This window comes from Sporosarcina sp., assembly GCF_029257255.1.
In the GTDB taxonomy this organism is placed as follows: Bacteria; Bacillota; Bacilli; order Bacillales_A; family Planococcaceae; genus Sporosarcina.
The window spans coordinates 1-19291 of record NZ_JARICI010000057.1; the positions used below are offsets into that span (position 1 = coordinate 1).

Genomic DNA, 19291 nt, shown 5'->3' on the forward strand with positions numbered 1-19291 from the left:
TTACGGGCACATACAAAGGAAAGCGCGTTTCTGTTCAAGGGACAGGCATGGGTGTTCCTTCTATTTCCATTTACACAACGGAATTAATGCAGGAATTCGGCGTAAAAAAATTGATTCGTGTGGGAACATGCGGTGCGATTCAAAAAGACGTAAAAGTTCGCGACGTAATTTTGGCACAGGCGGCTACAACAAACTCTTCATTAAATGACGTGTCATTTGGACCAATCCGTTATGCACCGATTGCAAACTTTGATTTGCTGATGAAAGCTTACAATGCAGGGAAAGAAAAAGGCCTTCATTTGCAGGTAGGTAACGTTTATACAGAAGACTTCTTCTATAATGAAGACAGTCAGCACGAGAACCTTGCACGTCATGGCGTTCTGGCTGTAGAGATGGAAGCGGCGGCTCTTTATACACTAGCTGCACGCTACGGCTGCCAGGCGCTTGCTGTATTAACAGTAAGTGACCACATTCTGACAGGTGAAATTACGACACCTGATGAGCGTCAAACTACTTTCAATGAAATGATCGAAGTAGCACTAGAAACAGCAATTGCTGAGTAATCTATACGGAACAGAAACAGAACTTTCTCGAAAAGACCGCTCTTGGCAGCGGTTCTTTTCATGAGAGTATAGAAAGTAGGGAAGACGATGAGCGAGAACGATCCTCAAGAACACGGAATGCCTGAGCCTGAACCGGAAAAAAAACCGGAACCAAGCCGGTATATCCGTATTAAACCATTTTCGTTGATCATGCTCATCTTTGCACTTGTCCTGACGACAGCAGCGGTCACCTTTGTCGCATTGACAGTCGGCGAGGATAAAGTAGTAGAGGTTGTCAAACCCCAACAAGTGGGCAATGAACGGAAAGAATTTAAGAAACTTTTCGATGCATACGATCAATTGAAACAAAGTTATTTTGATGATGTAGATGACACAGAAGTAATAGACGGCGCAATTAACGGTATGGTCGATGCACTCGGCGATCCGTATTCCGACTATCTGAATGAAAAAGAAGCGAAACAGCTGAATGAAAGTATTTCTTCGAGCTTTGAAGGAATTGGTGCGGAGATACAAGAGTCAAACGGCTATATTAGTATCGTTTCGCCGATAAAGAATTCACCAGCTGAAAAAGTAGGTCTACTTCCGAATGATACGATTCTGTCTGTAGACGGAAAAAGTATTCAGGGCATGTCTTCTTCAGAAGCAGTGCTGTTAATTCGAGGAGAAAAAGGATCGACCGTAACGTTATCAGTCCAGCGCGGTAAACGTCAAGAACCGTTTAATGTGAAAATTGTACGAGATGTCATTCCAATCCATACTGTTTATGCAGAAATGCTGGATGATAAGATTGCACATATCAATATTACGTCTTTCTCTGAAAATACCTATAAAGAGTTATTGGAATCATTAAATGAAATGACGGAAAAAGGCATGCAAGGTGTGCTGATTGATGTACGCCAAAATCCGGGTGGTATTTTGAGCGCAGCTATTGATATTTCCGATTTATTTGTCGATGAAGGCAAGGCATTATTCCAAACGCAAGAAAAAGGACGCCAGCCTGAGATCTTCCCGGCTTCAGATGGCCAAAAAGTTGAAATTCCAGTTGCGTTAATCGTAGATGACGGCAGTGCGTCGGCTTCTGAGATTTTAGCTGGTGCTTTGAAAGAGTCTGCACATATTCCGATTGTCGGCGTGAAAACGTTCGGTAAAGGAACGGTACAGACACCAACACAGCTGCAGGACGGTTCTAATCTCAAACTGACAACTGCGAAATGGCTGACACCTGATGGCAATTGGATACACAAAAAAGGAATCGAGCCTGATGTCAAGGTGCCGTATCCTCCATACGCAAGCCTTCCTTTCCTCGATTCATCAGAGAAAATGACAGAAGGACAAGTATCACCTACCGTACAAGCAGCCGAAGAGATGCTTGAAGCAGTAGGATATGATCCTGGAGAAGCAGATGGTCTATATGACAAAAGCACTTCACAGGCGGTCAAAGCACTTCAGAAGGATCTGTCAGTTGAACAGACAGGTGTACTGACTGGCGATACAACAATCGGCTTAATGCAGAAACTGCGTGACAAAATGAAAACAGATGATCCTCAGTTATTGAAAGCGAAGGAAGTCGTCTTAAAAGAAATAAAAAAATAATCCGTATGACTACGGACCAGAAAACGCGTCCAGCTGATTTGAGCTAGGACGCGTTTTTACGGGAGAAAAGGATGATGAAACATGATTGATGTCTATTTACTGAGCGGATTTCTCGGCAGCGGGAAAACCTCATTGCTCGTACAACTGATTGAACAAGTAAAAAAACAAGGGAAGCAGCCAGCCGTCTTAATGAATGAGTTTGGCGAAATGAATATAGACAGCCAAATTGTAGAAGAGGCAAGCGAGGTACCGCTGAAAGAACTTCTGAACGGCTGCATCTGCTGCACTGGTGCTGAATCAACAGAGGCGCAATTACAGGGATTACTGACAGATTATCCGGAAATCGATGTACTGTTCATTGAAACAACAGGTGCCGCACATCCTGTTGAAGCGTTAGATGCCGTTTATTCTCCTTTATTTGCTGATCAATTAGATGTCAAAGGGATTATCACGGTTGTTGATGCGAAGCGCTGGATCGACCGTGATAAGCTGTCTCCGCGGATGCATGCACTATTTCTCGAACAAATACGCCATGCGCACTTTATGCTACTGAATAAAACAGACCTGCTCACTGCGGATGAACTGGCAACTGTGACGATGCAGGTGACGCAGTTCAACAGCTATGCACCGCTCGTTCAGACAACTAATGCCAAAGTAGACTTCAGCTATGTTGTGAAAATGATCAATGCGGCTTCTGCACCAAAACAACCCATCACTTCTGGCAAAGGACTACCTTTGTCGTCTAAAGTACTGGCGTTCGACAGTCCAATTAATCAGGAACATTTTGAAGAGTGGGTACGTTCTCTGCCCGACTCAGTCTACCGTATGAAAGGATATATTCAGCTCGAAGGTTCCAGATACTCGCATTTGTTCCAATATGCTTACGGCATGGTCAACTGGATACCGGAATATATGCAGATTCCTTCTAAACTAGTCATCATCGGTGAACAGATTAAAGATATCGAATATAGCCCTAATAGATAACTGTCAACCCCATTTGAATGGCAATAACCTCACGAGACGGACAATATTACCAAAAGTAATGAAGTGAAAACTTGAATCTGACAGGTTTGACGCTTTCATTGGTAAGACTGGTAATATTCATCAGAAATCCTCCTTTTCTTAAACGTTATGATTGGTCACGTAGAAAAGGAGGGACCAAGATGAAAAAATCGTTATCCATCATCTTATTAAGTTCAGCTATTTTATTGCCTACTCATGCAACAGAGGCAAGCACGACCAATACCGTTCAGACACAGGCGCATACGTATAAGTGGAAGATCGAAAATATGGAGACTAAAGATCTCTATGCTTATATTTGGAAAACATATAATTGCTATTTGAATGGCGAGCTACAAAAGCCTCAGCCTGAAAAGCCAAGCAAGCCGGAGGTAAAGCCGCAGCAGCCTCAACAACCAAATAAACCTGTTGAGAAGCCTGAGCAAAAGCCTGTTGAGAAACCAAGCAAGCCTGTTGAAAAGCCAGTACAAAAACCAAATGTTCCAACTGAAAAGCCACAACAGCCAAGCACACCACCAACAGCTGAGAAACCACAACAGCAACAGCCGTCTGTCAATGCGAATGTCTCCGCAACTGAGCAAGCTGTTTTAGATCTAACGAATGCAGAACGCACGAAAGCAGGTCTGAAGCCATTGCAAATTGACAGCGCACTGCAAAAGTCAGCGAAACAAAAATCTGCCGATATGGCGAAGAACAATTACTTCTCCCATACGAGCCCCACATATGGATCACCCTTTGATCAAATGAAGATGAATGGTGTTACGTATCGTGCAGCAGCAGAGAATATTGCGATGGGTCAGCGAAGCGCGCAGGAAGTCGTTACAGGATGGATGAATTCTCCAGGTCACAGACAGAATATCCTAACACCTGGATTCACGCATATCGGTATCGGCTATGATGCAAACGGAAATTACTGGACACAGCAATTCATCCAGAAATAAACAAAAAAGACGGTGGCACATTAGCCATCGTCTTTTTGTATATTTTAATCACTCGAGAAACTGCCCGGTTTGTTTACCCTGAATAAATCGTAGGCGGAATGAAAGAATGATTGCGCCGACTGTCAAGCCAGCGATCAGTCCAATCCAATAGCCGTACGCGTCAAGGTTCGTATAGGCAGCAAGTAGATAACCTGTAGGCAGGCCGATAATCCAGAATGAAATCACACCAACCAAGAATGTCATTGTGACATCTTTATACCCTCGCAACGCGCCCTGTATCGGTGCCTGAACGGCATCTGACAGCTGGAAGAACGCGGCATAGATGAAGAAATGCATAGCGAGTGTAATTATTTCAGGATCAGGCGTATACATAGAAGCAATCTGTTCACGCAACATCAGTAAGATGAATATGGATAGGAAACTGAAGAGAACCGCGAACCCAATTCCCAAATACGTATAGTGCCGCGCATCTTTCGGACGGCCTCCGCCGATTGACTGCCCCACAAGTATGGTCGTGCCCATAGAGACACTGAGAGGAACCATATAAAGCAGTGACGTAAAGTTCAACGCGATTTGATGCGCAGAAATGACTTGCGCAGTATAACTGCTCATTAATAGAGTAACAACAGAGAAGATACTGATCTCGACAAAGATCGAGAGACCGATTGGCACCCCGACCGCCAATATTTCTTTCCATTTGACAAATGAAATCTTCGGCCAATCTCTGAACAAATCGAATTCCTTAAAATGACGGGAAGACCAGGCAATGAATGCAGCGATAAAAAACACGAGCCAATAGGTAAATCCTGAAGCGTACCCTGCACCCGCACCGCCTAATTCAGGAAAGCCAAAATTACCGAAGATCAATAAGTAGTTCAGCCCGATATTAATAGGAGCAGAAATTAAAATAATCAGCATCGAAACACGCGTGGCTCCGAGTGCATCAAAGAACGAACGCAGTACGGTATAGGCCATCAGTGGAACAAGACCGATACTCATTCCGGTCAGATAACTTGCTGCCACCTGCTTTACCTGTTCATCAAGCGGCATATTCATGATGGCAGGGAGCACCGCCCATTTGATCAGAATAAAAATGATTGCCGAAAGAGTAAGAGATACGTATAATGCTTGCTGGACAGTAGGGCGTACACTTGATTTATTCCTCGCGCCGATCTGCTGTGCGATAATAGGAGTTAGTCCCATCAAGATCCCTGCAAGTCCGGTATACACTGGTGTCCAGAAGGAAGTACCAATGGTGACACCTGCCAGATGATAGGTGTCATAGCGGCCTGTCATTAAAATATCGAAGAATGACATTAAGTACAGGGCCACTTGGGTAATTAAGATAGGAATCATAATTTTAATGAACAATGAGATTTTATGCTGTACTGTATTTGTAGCAGAAGACATGATTGTTATTCCCTCAACTTTATCTTAGGTTCTTTTGACAACAGTCATTGTATCATGAAAAACAGAAGGAAAATGATCGTACATAACTTATAGGGGAAGGATGTAAAGAATGAAGCGACCGGTGATTGTGTTAACAGGTGGCGGTACTGCAGGACACGTTTCTGTAAATCAAGCGTTAATTCCCGTTTTTTTGGGTAAAGGATATGAAGTGCATTATATTGGTTCACATGAAGGAATCGAGAAAGAATTAATTGGAGAAGGTCATCCTGAAGTAATCTATCATGCGATACAAAGTGGCAAGCTACGGCGCTATGTTTCTATGAAAAACTTCACAGATCCTTTCCGGGTAGGTGCAGGGACTCTTCAGGCATTACGTATTCTACGTAAACTGAAGCCTGAGATAATCTTTTCAAAGGGTGGTTTTGTTTCAGTTCCCGTCGTGATGGCGGCAAAACTTGCAAAAGTTCCTGTTGTCATACATGAATCAGACGTCACTCCGGGACTTGCGAATAAACTAGCATTACCTTTCTCCTCACAGATCTTTACGGTCTTTGAACAGACTTTGCAATATGTGCCTTCAGGGAAATCCGTTTGCACAGGACCTATTATCCGGCCGGAACTTTTCCGAGGGAGCAGGGAAGAAGGCATGAAACGTACCGGACTGACTAGAGAACGTCCTATTTTCATTGTTATGGGTGGAAGTCAAGGATCAGCTGTTTTGAATGAAGCGGTTCGGAAAGCGCTGCCTGAGCTGCTAGAAAGATATCAGATCATTCATCTATGCGGAAAAGGAAATGAAGAACGTTCGTTAGATGATATATCCGGTTACGTTCAGTATGAATATGTAACTGATGAACTTCCTGATTTGCTGGCGGCTGCGGACTATGCTGTATCACGCGCCGGCTCCAATGCAATATTCGAATTGCTGGCTATTCATAAGCCGATGCTACTCGTTCCGCTTGCTGCTTCTAAAAGCCGTGGAGACCAAATATTAAATGCAACCTATTTTGCTTCTAAAGGATTAGCTTTACAAGTAAAAGAGGAAGAGCTTTTGGATCAACCAATGATTGAACGCTTCAGAAGTCTGGAACAAGAAAAAAGTCGGCTACTGTCGAATATCGAGCAGACAACTGAACCAAAAACACCCGAAAAAATGGCAGAAATGATATTGTTTTTTCAGAAATAACAGATAACAACCAACAGTAAAACCTAATAATTAACACTGTTTTCATTGATTTTTTATTATCTTCTTATAAATGTTTACAACTTCGTATTAATCCCTTTCAGTTCTAGGATTTGCGTGCTATTATTGTAAAGAAGTATTTAAAATAATCACAACAAGCCAATAGGCAAATGTGGAGGTCATATTACATGTCGAACAATGTGGATTCCCATCGTTCCCCGTATGCAGCATTTTCGGGTCCAAACCTTGGGTATGTAATGGAAATGTACGATCTGTTCAAAACAGATCCTAATGCAGTAGATCCTGAGTTAGCTGAGCTATTCAGGAATTTTGGTGCGCCTACGATGGCAGAAGGCGAAGACGCGGCAGTAGTTGCTCAAGGTTCTGGAACGGATCTTCGCAAAGTTCTAGCTGTGTATTCTTTATTGGAAGCGATCCGTTCATACGGACACCTTGCTGCTGACATTTATCCATTAAACGATCGACCGAAAGATACGTCACGTCTTGAATTGTCTTATCACGGACTGACAGAAAGCGATCTGGTCGGATTGCCAGCAACTTTGTTCTTGAAAAACGTTCCATCATCAGTAGAAAACGGACTTGATGCAATGAATTATTTAAAATCATTGTACACTGGGTCCATCGCATATGAATTTTCACACCTTATTGATGAAACAGAGCGTACTTGGATTCAATCGAAAATTGAAAACGGTGACGTTATGTCAAGCCTGCAAGGAGATGAGAAAAAAGATCTTCTTGAGCGTTTGACGAAAATTGAAGGCTTCGAGAAATTTATTCACCGTACATTCGTCGGTGCAAAACGGTTCTCAATCGAAGGGGTAGACACTCTTGTCGTATTAATCGATGAGCTCGTGCGCCGCTCTGAAGAAGCTCAAATGAAAAAAATGCTGATTGGTATGGCACACCGTGGACGTTTGAACGTCTTAACACATAACTTAAACAAACCATATGAAATGATGTTTGCTGAATTTGCCGGCGTACCTGCTTCTCCGTTCTTGCCAAAAGACGATTCATTGGAAGTAACACGCGGCTGGTTTGGCGACGTAAAATATCACATGGGCGCTCTTTACAAAGGGGAGTCCGGCTTAAACCGTTTCTTAGGATATAACCCGTCACACTTGGAAGTTGTAAATCCGGTCATCACTGGCCAGACAAGAGCAGCTCAGGAAAACACGGACAGCCCAGGAATTCCTAAGCAGGATACAAACGCAGCTTATGCAGTGCTTGTACACGGCGACGCAGCATTCCCTGGACAAGGGATCGTACCTGAATCATTTAACTACAGCCGTGTTCGCGGTTTCCAGACAGGCGGATCTATTCATGTCATCGCCAACAATACAATTGGTTTCACGACTGAATATTATGATTCCCGTTCTACACACTATGCATCAGACCCGGCGAAGGGCTTCGAAGTGCCTGTGTTCCACGTGAATGCAGACCACCCTGAAGAAGTCTTAGCTGTTGCTAAGCTTGCATTCGAGTACCGTCAGCAATTCGGCAAAGATGTTCTGATCGACCTGATCGGCTATCGCCGTTTCGGGCATAACGAAATGGACGAGCCTTTGGTGACGAATCCAGTGATGTATCATGAAATTCACAAGCACCCGACAGTACGTCAATTATACGGACAGCGTCTTGTGGAGCAGAACATCATGACGGATGAAGAAGTAAAACAAATGGATGCATCAGTGATCGCGACTATGCAGGCTGCATATGACCGTGTAAAAGAAGAATCTGTAAATGCGCCAAAAACTTCAAATGCGACTCCGGAAGTTGTTCTTGCGGGATTGCCTCGCGACTTGGAAACTGGTGTTTCCGAAGACCGTCTGCGCAAAATGAATGAAGAGTTACTGACTTACCCATCAGACTTCACTGTGTTCAGTAAACTGGATAAAATCCTTAAGCGCCGTGAAGAACCTTTCAACGGTAAAGGGAAGATTGACTGGGCACATGCTGAACAATTAGCATTCGGTTCCATCTTGCAGGACGGCAAGCCAATCCGCATGTCAGGTCAGGATATCCAGCGCGGTACGTTCGCACAGCGTCACCTGGTACTTCATGATGAAAAGTCAGGTGAAGAGTTTGTTCCGCTTCATCACATCGGCGGATCGAATGCTTCATTCGTCGCGTACAACAGTCCGCTGACAGAAGCAGGAATTGTCGGTTACGAGTTCGGTTATAACCTGGAAGAAGACAAAACAATGTCCATCTGGGAAGCACAGTACGGTGACTTCTCGAACATGGCACAGGTTATGTTCGACCAGTTCGTTTCATCCAGCTATTCTAAATGGGGTCAGCAGTCAGGACTCGTTCTATTGTTGCCTCACGCATTCGAAGGACAGGGACCTGAACACTCCAGTTCCCGGATCGAGAGATATTTACAGCTATGTGCAGAAAACAACTGGACAGTTGCGAATATTTCAAGTGCAGCGAACTACTTCCACGTACTTCGCCGTCAGTCGAAGATTCTTGGAAGCGAAGCAGAGCGCCCGTTGGTTATTGCTACACCGAAATCATTATTGCGTCACCCGTTAGTTGGAGCAGATGTCGAAGACTTAACTGAAGGCCACTTCAAGACGGTTCTTGAGCAGCCTGGTACAGGTACGAAGCCTGAAAAGGTTAAGAAAATCTTGTTTGCAAGCGGTAAGATGGCGATTGACCTTGCAGAAAAAATTAAAGACGGCGAAGGATTTGATTATCTGCACGTGATTCGCGTAGAGCAGCTATATCCGTTCCCATCCGATAAGATTACAGAAATTCTGAAGCGATTCCCGAAAGTGAAAGATCTTGTCTGGGTACAGGAAGAGCCGAAAAACATGGGGACTTGGTCATTTGCTTATAAATATCTGCAGGAAATTGCAGACGGCAAAGATATTTCGTATGTTGGACGTATTCACCGTTCAAGCCCTTCTGAAGGCGACGGCGCTTCTCATAAGATCGAACAAAATAGAATCATTGAAGAAGCACTAAAAAAGTGATATAACAAGTAAGGAAGCTTTACAGGACAAGTTAAAAACTACTTAGATAAAGTAACAATCCGTTAAAATGGGATACCTACGAGGAGGAATTTATTGTGGCAGAGATTATAGTACCTGAATTAGCAGAATCGATTACAGAAGGTACAATTGCAAAGTGGTTAAAACAACCAGGTGAAAACGTTGATAAAGGCGAATTCATCGTTGAGTTGGAAACAGACAAAGTAAACGTTGAAGTCATATCAGAAGAAGCAGGTGTTGTATCTGAACTGCTCGCAGCTGAAGGCGACACAGTTGAAGTCGGCCAAGTAATTGCGATTGTAGGCTCTGCAGGTGCACCGGCACAACAAGCTCCTAAAGTAGAGCCAGCAGCACAAGCTCCTGCTCAAACAGAACAAGCAGCACCTGCTCCGGCAGCAGCAGAAGAAACATCTTCTTCAGACCGTACAATTGCAAGTCCTGCAGCACGTAAATTAGCGCGTGAAAAAGGAATTGATCTTGCAGCTGTATCACCTGTAGATCCAATGGGCCGTGTACGCGCACAAGATGTTGCAGCTCACACAAACGCTCCTAAAGCACAACCTGCAGCTCCAGCGGCGCCGGCAGCAGCGTCTAAAGATGATGGACGTATTACTCGTCAAAAAATGACGCGTCGCCGTCAGACTATCGCTAAACGCTTGCTTGAAGTGAAGCAATCTACAGCTATGTTGACTACATTTAACGAAATCGATATGACAAACGTGATGGCTCTTCGTTCACGCAAGAAGGATCAGTTCTTCGATCAAAACGACGTGCGTCTTGGCTTCATGTCATTCTTCACGAAAGCAGTAGTTGCTGCACTGAAGAAATATCCTTATGTTAACGCTGAGATCGATGGCGATGAAGTTTTGTTGAAGAACTACTTTGACATCGGTATCGCAGTTTCTACTGAAGGCGGACTGGTTGTGCCGAACGTAGTGGATGCGGATCGTAAAAACTTCGCTGAAATCGAAGCATCAATTGGAGAGCTTGCTAAAAAAGCACGCGACAACAAGTTGACAATTGCTGACATGACAGGCGGTTCATTCACAATTACAAACGGCGGAGTATTCGGTTCACTATTATCTACTCCAATCCTTAACGGTACACAAGTAGGTATCTTGGGTATGCATACGATTCAAAAGCGTCCAATCGCTGTTGGAGACAACATCGAAATTCGCCCAATGATGTATGTTGCACTTTCTTATGATCACCGTGTAATTGATGGTAAAGATTCAGTAGGATTCTTGAAGATGGTTAAAGAATTGATTGAAAACCCTGAAGATCTTCTTCTAGGCTCTTAATTAATAAAAACATAAAGCGACCCGCGGCTATATGCGCGGGTCGCTTTTGTATAGAACGAATGAAAGGAGCTTTTTCCATGTCTTATTTGAACTGGTTGAACGAACCGACGTTAAAGACGGTGACTTGCACGCATTCTGATGCTGAGAAGTATGTGGTGAACAATATGCTGACAGTGGGGAAGACGTATGAAGTGAAGAACGAAACAGACGAGTTTATATTCGTCGTTGATAATTCAGGCAAAGTAGGGGGCTACTACAAAACCTACTTTGCTAACGAGCAGCTATAAGCAGTTATACACCGTCCTTTTAAAAAGGGCGGTTTTTTGTTGCAGATTGTGAATTTGTAAGTGGTAGGAGACCGTTGACTGCGCTTCAATCCTTATATAATAAACAGTGATACTTGATCTGACGTCTGCACAAATTAAAAAAATGAGTTAATAGAACAAGGTTTACAGTTCACTTCATCTTACTATGCACTTTGAAATGGACCTACCAAGTAAAATTTATTGAAAACTAACCCAGTGTACCGGAGTGGAAGGCGGCGATTCCCGGAGGATCAGCGGGACAGGTGAAACACCCAACGAGCGCAGCGAAGTTGTGGTTCACCGCACGACTTCCGGAACGCGTCCGCCTGGAACGTAGGGAAACGTATACTTACACATTCATTTCTACAGAAAAAACCGCCCTTTTAAGAAGGACGGTTTTTTGATTCTTCGTATACGGACAGCAGTCTTGTTTTCAAATCTTCTTCCATGCGGGCAATTTCTATCTCGGCTGACTTACGCTTTGCACGGCCGTCTGCCTGAATAACCAACGTTTCTTCGATAGTTTGAATCAAGTTTTCCTGCGTTTTCTTCAGCGTATCAATCTCAATAATGCCTTTTTCATTCTCTTTCGCCGTCTCAATACTGTTCACTTTCAACATTTCTGAATTTCGTAATAGCAGGTCATTCGTTGTCTTCGTCACTAGCTTCTGTGACTCAACAGCTTTTGCCTGACGATTCAGTGTAAGTGCAATCGCGATCTGGTTTTTCCAGAGGGGGATAGACGTCATGATCGAGGCCTGGATCTTTTCAGCGAGCGTCTGATTCGTCTGCTGTATCATACGGATCTGCGGAGCACTCTGGATCGTAATCTGACGGGACAGCTGCAGGTCATACAGGCGCTTTTCTAAGCGATCGACAAACTGCGCCATATCATTCACTTCCTGCACCATCATCTGATCATTTGATTCTTGTGCTTTTTTATGAAGTTCAGGAATAATTGTATTATTAATTTCATCCACTTTTAATTCAGCAGCAGCAATGTACACATTCAACGCCTGAAAATACGTTTTGTTTTGCTCGTATAAACTGTCGAGCATTTTGACATCTTCCATTAAACCACGTTTTGAATGTTCCAGCTGTACACTGATCTTATCAATTTGCGTACCGAGCTTCTGATAACGGGTCATCATTTCATTCACAGAACGTGTAGCTTTGCTGAACAGACGGCTGATACCTGATTTCTTTTTATCCGACAGGTCATCAGGGTCAATCTCAGAAAGCTTATTCATCAGTTCGTTCAACACATCTCCGACAGGTCCAATATCTTTGCTTTGAACATGATCAAGCATTTTATGTGAAAAACGAGAGAGTTCGTTTTGCGCATTCGCTCCGTAGGTGATGACTGCTTCATAATTCCCTACAGGAATTTGTGCAGCGAGCTGTTTCGCTTTCACCTGTTCCTCATCAGTCAGCCGATCAATCAGCTTAGTGGAAGAAGTGCTTTCTGCGAGTGTAGATTCCATTTCCTGCGGTAAAAGACTGGCATCCATATCGAATGGATTGTTTAGTAAATCATCCATTGTCGTTTCTGCCTGTGTATGTTTATCTGTCATTTGAATGTGCCCCTTTCGATTCCAGCAACGGTTTACCTTTATTAATCGTAACATCCACAAAATCTATTTCCATTTGCAGTTGCTCTAAATCTGTCGCCACCGCATTTCGTAAGTCTCTTTCCATTTCAAGATTTAGATCGGACAATGTCTCGCGTGTATGTTGGAGAGCCACTTTGATTTCCTGATCTTTTAATGGCTGATTTACCAGCAATCCATATTTAGAAGTCAATTCTACAGCAGAATCAAGATGTGCATAGAAAAAATTCTCCACTTGATAAAATTTCCGCGGGTTCATTTGAACAATTTTAATAATTCTTCTGGCCATAGAAGACATATCATATACTTGTCTGAAGGCTTGGATGGAACGTACTTGTCCGTACATATTGCCAAGCCGTTTCAGCTTTTTCTTTGATTCAGACACTTGAAATGCAATATGTTTATATTCAGATCTTGTCATACCAAATTTTTTTAACGTAGAACGCAATTGTATTTCTTTGATGGCCACATTACCGCCGGCATACAGTCCAATTCCAATGGCTGAGCTGACAAAGAAATTCAGACTCGTTGCTCCCAGTAGAATAAACCAGGTCACGAAACTGGTAGGCGCCATAAGCAAATGCCTTGTAAAGAAATTTTTGACGTTGTTCATGATTATTCAGGCCACCTTCCATTGTATCTATACATTATTTACGGATTAGCATCGAAAAAGTTTCATCATGTTACTAGCTGACGTAGATCAATAAATGTTCTCATTCTAATTATAGCTGAAATTAGACAAAAACTCATATATTTCGGCGCAGCAATCTTTTTACTTTGCTACAGCAGAGAGATTTGCTAGAATTAATGTCATTCGTGCATAGAGCCAATGAAGGAGTGCATACTAATGTATGAAGTAGTTTATATGAAAGCTGACTTTGAACCATGGTGGATGTTTGAGGAATGGAGAGATTTTACTGTTTCTTCAAAAACATTTTCGAATGAACATGACATGCAACAACATCTCAATGAAGTCCTAACGAAAATGGAGAAGCACTTTGAACGGTACGAAGCGCGCAAAGGATGTTTCCACGCATTTTGGTCTGCTTCTGAAAAACATTATTGCGATGGTTGCGAAGGGGATCTGCAGATTTTTCACGGAATTGTAGTGCTGCAAAACAATCAGCCTCTTATATCGTGATAACATTCTGTCATTTATACATGTTTTTAATTGACATTTACGTCACTCATGGTATACTTGCTGTAAGTAAATTAATTGAACAACCGTACACGAATGGATTCACCTATTACAAAAGTGATCGGCATCGTCGGTACTTTTTGTAATATGTGAATTTTTTTATGCGGAAGTTCATATATTAACAAGTACTTATCTATTTTGGAGGTAATCGAATGAAACAAGGTACAGTAAAGTGGTTCAACGCAGAAAAGGGCTTCGGTTTTATCGAAGTTGACGGAGAAGACGATATTTTCGTACACTTCTCAGCAATCCAAGGCGACGGATTCAAAGCTCTTGACGAAGGTCAGCAGGTTGAATTTGAAGTTGTCGAAGGTAACCGTGGTTTACAAGCAGCTAACGTTGTGAAATTATAATCCACTAAAAAAGGCATCCTAACGGGGTGCCTTTTTGCATGGGTAATTTTATTTCGTAACCGTTTCAAGTGAAGAGGTAACAACGAAATCCTTATTTGTCGTCATGATCGACTCACGCTTCACTTCGCCAAATCCTTTTACCAAGTACTTCCGATTAATAATATCATCGCCTTTTTGTTCCAATACGACCGCATCATTGAATTCCTGATAAGGCGTTTCGACGGACGCATCTGTTTCGATGATTTTCCAGTCTTCAAACACTGTCCCTTTTTCAATTGGACCATTCAGATAAATTCCGATTGGCTGCATTGCCTTTAAATCTTCGCCATTCGGTACTTCAGCTTTAATTTCAACAGGCTGTTCCTGGAGAATCTTAATTTCATCTCCCTCAAGCTTATAGACCTTCTGAATAAATGAACCTCCGTTATTCTCATGCACTACTACATAATCTTCTGCTGGGGAATCGACAGTGATATCGAGTTCTGCAAATTCATTTCCGTCACCTTTATAATGGGCGCTCGAGCCGTCAGGCAGAAAATAGTCAAGAAGAGATACGTCAGTTTTTTCTGCGTCTTCTTGTCCCGATTGGTTTTCATTCGTTTGTTCATCTTTTACCGAATCATTATTTGAATTGCTGTTACCGTCAAGAGAAGTAGCAGGCTTTGAAGAACAGCCGGCTAATGCAAGCAGAAGCACAAAAAACAGGAATAATCCATTACGTTTCATGTAAAAACCTCCTTTATTTTGTGTTATACCCTGAACAGATCTAATTATTCAGCAGAAAGCCGCTTCCTCCTAAGAGAAAACGGCTTAATCACCTTATGCTTTTTGACCTTTCCATTCCAGGTACTCGTCATAAGACATCATTTTATCGAAAATTGTACCGTCATCATTGATCTCAATTATCCGGTTAGCAATTGTCTGGATGAACTGGTGGTCATGAGATGTAAAGATCATAGCGCCTTTAAACGCAATCAGACCATTGTTCAATGCTTGAATTGATTCCAAATCCAAGTGATTCGTCGGCTCGTCAAGCAACAGCACGTTCGCACTTGTCAGCATCATTTTAGACAGCATACAGCGTACTTTTTCTCCACCTGATAACACGCTCGGCTTTTTATTTACTTCTTCACCCGAGAACAGCATGCGACCAAGGAAACCGCGCAAGAATGTCTCCGTTTCATCTTCAGGAGAATATTGACGCAGCCATTCAACCAGCGTCTGCTCAGATCCTTCGAAAAATTTCGAGTTATCGATAGGGAAGTAGGCACGTGTTGTCGTAACGCCCCATTTGATCGATCCTGCATCTGGCTCGGTTTCTTCTGCAAGAACATCCAGAAGAGCAGATTTAGCCAATGGATTACCAATTAGTACTACTTTATCATCTTTTCCTAGTGTGAAAGTAGCGTCTTTAATATATGTTTTACCGTCAACAGTCTTTGTAAGGTCTTTAATTGTTAAAACATCGTTTCCAATTTCGCGGCCCATCGAAAAGTTTACGAAAGGATAGCGTCGGGAAGATGGCTTAATATCATCCAATTCAATCTTATCCAAAGTCTTTTTACGTGACGTCGCTTGTTTGGATTTCGATGCATTCGCACTGAAACGCGCAATAAACGCTTGAAGTTCTTTGACTTTCTCTTCTTTTTTCTTGTTTTGTTCCTGTGAAAGTTTTAATGCAAGTTGGCTGGATTCATACCAGAAGTCATAATTCCCGGCATAAATTTGAATTTTACTGAAGTCCAAGTCTGCAATATGTGTACAAACTTTGTTTAAGAAATAACGGTCGTGAGAGACAACGATTACTGTATTTTCAAAGTTGATCAGGAATTCTTCAAGCCAGCGGATTGCTTTTAAATCCAGGTGGTTGGTAGGCTCATCCAGCAGTAATACGTCTGGTTTGCCGAATAAAGCCTGTGCAAGCAAAACTTTCACTTTATCTGATCCTGCGAGTTCAGCCATTTTCACGTGATGCAAGCTTTCAGGAACTCCAAGACCTTGAAGAAGCACTGAAGCTTCAGATTCTGCTTCCCAACCGTTCAGCTCAGCGAATTCGCCTTCGAGTTCAGCTGCACGCATACCGTCTTCATCAGAGAAATCTTCTTTCATATAGATCGCATCTTTTTCTTTCATCACTTCGTAAAGCGTTTTGTGACCCATGATCACCGTTTCCATTACCTCGAACTCTTCATATTCGAAGTGATCCTGTTTCAGTACAGCCAAGCGCTCGTCTTTTCCTAAAATGACGTTGCCTGTCTGCGGTTCGATTTCTCCTGAAACAATTTTTATAAATGTTGATTTACCCGCACCATTTGCACCAATTAATCCATAACAATTACCTGGATTGAACTGTATATTTACATCTTCGAACAGTTTGCGGTCGCCGAAACGAAGACTAACATTACTCACTGCTAACATAATAAAATCCTCCTAAATTCACAATGCTCCTATTATACATGATAATACGCCGAAATGAAATCTTTGACTGGTACAGTTTGCATTTTCGGTTTACGATAAGAAGGAGAGAGAAATTCTGGAATTCATCTGAATAAAAGGAGAACTATCATTGCGCTGGAAACCAACTCAAATTTTATTACTGCTAGCTATATTTATAGTAGCACTCAATTTACGTCCCGCTATTACATCAATTGGTCCCATGCTCGACATTATCAGGGTAGATCTGACGCTTTCAAACACGCAAGTCAGCTTGTTGACAGTTATTCCGGTTATTTGTATGGGTGTGTTCGCCATGCTCGCACCGATACTTAACAAAGCTATCGGGCTCAATAAATCGATGTATCTGATGCTGCTTTTATTGGCAGTCGCGACAGGAATACGGCTCAGTGTGTCATCGTTCAGTATTTTACTGTTGACAGCTCTTGCTGTCGGGATTGCGATTGCAGTGATTGGGCCACTCTTGTCTGCGCTAATCAAGCAGTACTTCCCGCAGCAAGTCGCAGCAGTTGTCGGAATTTATTCATTCGGTATGGGGATGGGTGCAACACTCAGTACAGGTCTTACTGGGGTATTCTATGAAAAAGCAAACTATCATTTTGCACTGGCCATTTGGGCTGTTCTAGCAGTGCTTGGAATGATTGCCTGGCGAGTCAGCTCAAAACATCCAATGGAAGTGAAACAAACGGCAGGCAAGTCTGCGAAAAAAGGAGAAAATCCTTGGCGAAGCAAGACGGCTTGGAGCTTTCTCGTATTTTTCGGATTACAGACTGCTTTATTCTTTTCCATATTGACGTGGCTCGTCCCAATTGCTGTGTCGAATGGAATGACCTTGTTGCAGGCAGGTACGCTGCTCAGCAGTATGACAGTCGTTCAGATCTTCATGAATATAGGTTTTCCTATTGCCTTACAGCGTTTCCAATCACGCACACCTGCGTTAATCGGTATTCTGCTGATCGGCATTGTTTCAATCGGCTTCATGTGGACTTCTGAACCGCTGCTATTTTCAATCGGTGTGCTGCTGATGGGCATCCCGCTAGGCGGACTATTTCCGATTTGTTTATTAATGCCAATGGATGCAACGGATACAGCGGAAGAGACGAATACCTGGACTGCGATGATGCAGACAGGCGGTTTCATTATCGGGGGAATCCTTCCTCTGTTTATAGCGATGCTCTATGATTACACGTCAAATCATCAAGTTACCTTATTCGTATTTCTCCTTTTATTTGTGGCTATGCTAGTACTGGCAATTCAAATTGGACGGACAGCCAGCAAAGCATGAGTAAAGACGCAACCCGACGTGCACAGAAACGTCTTTATTACAGAACTACAGCGATATTGGAGGAATGAAGGGTACATGGATGATCATTTGGAGGAACAGCTGCCCACGCGCAGAAAAAAGAAACGTAAACTCCGGATTGGCAGGGTATTTTTCACTGTCTTATTACTCGGCACAATCGCCGTAACGGCTTATTGTTATATACTGTACAAACAAGGAAAAGCGTTGACAGCAGGAAATGAAATCGAGCCAGGGGAGTTTCATGGTGATTTACTGGATCCTCAAGACCCGACAACAGAAAATTATTTGCTGCTGGGAATAGATAATGACGGGTCAGGAAAGTACCGAACTGATACGATGATGGTGCTATCATGGGATCAGACACATGGAACAGCGAATCTTATTTCGTTTATGCGCGATATTTATGCGCAGATACCAGGATACCAATCCTACAAATTAAATACTGCCTATTATCTGGGTGGTGTTCAGACTGCTAAAGAAACGATCTCGGGCATGTTTAACATTCCGATTCATCATTATGCCGTAGTGGACTTCGATAACTTTGAATCAATCATGGATATTGCCTTTCCAAAAGGACTGGAAATGGATGTTAAACAAGAGATGTCCGAGAAAATTGGTGTTACGCTCACTCCGGGCGTTCAGCGGCTGAACGGCAAAGAGTTATTAGGTTATGCCCGTTTCCGCGCAGATTCAGAAGGAGATTTTGGACGAGTCAACCGCCAGCAAGAAGTTATTCAGGCAGTTAAAGGGGAGCTATTCAGTGTTCCTACTATATTGCAGGCTCCCAAAGTAGCCGGTGCGCTGGATAATTTTATTACAACTGATCTTACGTCAAAAGAAGAGCTGACAAAATTACTGACGGTGCTAGCTAAACGTAAGCTGGATCTAAACACACTGAGAATTCCGGTAGAAGACAGTTATTCATTCCGTTCGTATCAGCACGCAGGCTCTGTCATTGAAATTGACTTAGAAAAAAATAGGGAAGCGATCCGTTCATTCTTAACGGCACGATAATTGTTTATTCAGAGGGGGAGAGTGGT

Annotated in this window: 17 protein-coding genes; 12 read left to right on the forward strand and 5 right to left on the reverse strand. The window is 42.8% G+C overall.

The genetic code is table 11. The features are described 5' to 3' along the window. The 4 genes from deoD to Q1J64_RS11875 form a co-directional block, all read left to right on the forward strand. Positions 1 to 563 (forward strand): purine-nucleoside phosphorylase (gene deoD / locus Q1J64_RS11860; RefSeq protein WP_301109276.1); only part of this gene is annotated, 563 nt, incomplete at its 5' end. Positions 564 to 650: 87 nt separating this feature from the next. Beyond that, positions 651 to 2156 (forward strand): lmo1851 family serine protease, encoded by a 1506-nt coding sequence (locus tag Q1J64_RS11865; protein WP_301109277.1) that lies wholly within the window; start codon positions 651 to 653, stop codon positions 2154 to 2156. Positions 2157 to 2237: 81 nt separating this feature from the next. Next, entirely contained in the window at positions 2238 to 3140 is a 903-nt protein-coding gene (locus Q1J64_RS11870; protein WP_301109278.1) for a CobW family GTP-binding protein, read from the forward strand. A 179-nt stretch (positions 3141 to 3319) separates the two neighbouring features. After that, positions 3320 to 4117: a CAP domain-containing protein gene (locus Q1J64_RS11875; RefSeq protein ID WP_301109279.1), complete on the forward strand. Its 798-nt coding sequence runs from the start codon at positions 3320 to 3322 to the stop codon at positions 4115 to 4117. Positions 4118 to 4165: 48 nt separating this feature from the next. Here Q1J64_RS11875 and Q1J64_RS11880 read toward each other — a convergent pair whose 3' ends face one another. After that, positions 4166 to 5527: an MATE family efflux transporter gene (locus Q1J64_RS11880; protein WP_301109280.1), complete on the reverse strand. Its 1362-nt coding sequence runs from the start codon at positions 5525 to 5527 to the stop codon at positions 4166 to 4168. 109 nt (positions 5528 to 5636) lie between these two features. Here Q1J64_RS11880 and murG point away from each other — a divergent pair, with 109 nt between their 5' ends. The 4 genes from murG to Q1J64_RS11900 all read left to right on the forward strand — a co-directional run bounded on the left by murG (position 5637) and on the right by Q1J64_RS11900 (position 11315). Beyond that, the gene (gene murG / locus Q1J64_RS11885; protein ID WP_301109281.1) at positions 5637 to 6713 is read left to right on the forward strand and encodes an undecaprenyldiphospho-muramoylpentapeptide beta-N-acetylglucosaminyltransferase; all 1077 of its coding nucleotides are present in this window, start codon (positions 5637 to 5639) and stop codon (positions 6711 to 6713) included. 185 nt (positions 6714 to 6898) lie between these two features. Further along, positions 6899 to 9709 carry a 2-oxoglutarate dehydrogenase E1 component gene (locus tag Q1J64_RS11890; protein WP_301109282.1) on the forward strand — a complete coding sequence of 937 codons (2811 nt, stop codon included), beginning with the start codon at positions 6899 to 6901 and terminating at the stop codon, positions 9707 to 9709. A 95-nt stretch (positions 9710 to 9804) separates the two neighbouring features. Next, entirely contained in the window at positions 9805 to 11028 is a 1224-nt protein-coding gene (gene odhB / locus Q1J64_RS11895) for a 2-oxoglutarate dehydrogenase complex dihydrolipoyllysine-residue succinyltransferase (RefSeq protein ID WP_301109283.1), read from the forward strand. Positions 11029 to 11105: 77 nt separating this feature from the next. Next, entirely contained in the window at positions 11106 to 11315 is a 210-nt protein-coding gene (locus tag Q1J64_RS11900; protein ID WP_301109284.1) for a DUF6501 family protein, read from the forward strand. A 401-nt stretch (positions 11316 to 11716) separates the two neighbouring features. On the opposite strand, the gene Q1J64_RS11905 is transcribed toward Q1J64_RS11900, so the two are convergent. Both Q1J64_RS11905 and Q1J64_RS11910 read right to left on the reverse strand, forming a co-directional pair. Continuing rightward, a complete protein-coding gene (locus tag Q1J64_RS11905) occupies positions 11717 to 12907 on the reverse strand; it encodes a toxic anion resistance protein (protein ID WP_301109285.1) in 1191 nt (396 codons plus the stop codon). Continuing rightward, entirely contained in the window at positions 12897 to 13556 is a 660-nt protein-coding gene (locus Q1J64_RS11910) for a 5-bromo-4-chloroindolyl phosphate hydrolysis family protein (RefSeq protein WP_301109286.1), read from the reverse strand. Before Q1J64_RS11910 ends, Q1J64_RS11905 begins: the two co-directional genes overlap by 11 nt. Positions 13557 to 13790: 234 nt before the next feature. On the opposite strand from Q1J64_RS11910, the gene Q1J64_RS11915 reads away from it, so the two are divergent. Together Q1J64_RS11915 and Q1J64_RS11920 are read left to right on the forward strand one after the other, a co-directional pair. Then, positions 13791 to 14084 carry a DUF1033 family protein gene (locus Q1J64_RS11915; protein ID WP_301109287.1) on the forward strand — a complete coding sequence of 98 codons (294 nt, stop codon included), beginning with the start codon at positions 13791 to 13793 and terminating at the stop codon, positions 14082 to 14084. Between the two features lie 209 nt (positions 14085 to 14293). Next, a complete protein-coding gene (locus Q1J64_RS11920; protein WP_153723634.1) occupies positions 14294 to 14494 on the forward strand; it encodes a cold-shock protein in 201 nt (66 codons plus the stop codon). Positions 14495 to 14542: 48 nt separating this feature from the next. Here Q1J64_RS11920 and Q1J64_RS11925 read toward each other — a convergent pair whose 3' ends face one another. Together Q1J64_RS11925 and Q1J64_RS11930 are read right to left on the reverse strand one after the other, a co-directional pair. Further along, positions 14543 to 15220, reverse strand: a complete 678-nt coding sequence (locus Q1J64_RS11925) for a hypothetical protein (protein ID WP_301109288.1) — start codon at positions 15218 to 15220, stop codon at positions 14543 to 14545. A gap of 93 nt (positions 15221 to 15313) precedes the next feature. Beyond that, complete coding sequence (locus tag Q1J64_RS11930; protein WP_301109289.1) at positions 15314 to 16912, reverse strand: ABC-F family ATP-binding cassette domain-containing protein; 1599 nt, start codon at positions 16910 to 16912, stop codon at positions 15314 to 15316. Positions 16913 to 17060: 148 nt separating this feature from the next. Between Q1J64_RS11930 and Q1J64_RS11935 the strand changes: the two genes are divergently transcribed. Beyond that, a complete protein-coding gene (locus Q1J64_RS11935; protein ID WP_301109290.1) occupies positions 17061 to 18233 on the forward strand; it encodes an MFS transporter in 1173 nt (390 codons plus the stop codon). A 75-nt stretch (positions 18234 to 18308) separates the two neighbouring features. Further along, positions 18309 to 19265 carry an LCP family protein gene (locus Q1J64_RS11940; protein ID WP_301109291.1) on the forward strand — a complete coding sequence of 319 codons (957 nt, stop codon included), beginning with the start codon at positions 18309 to 18311 and terminating at the stop codon, positions 19263 to 19265. The last annotated feature ends 26 nt before the right edge of the window (positions 19266 to 19291 follow it).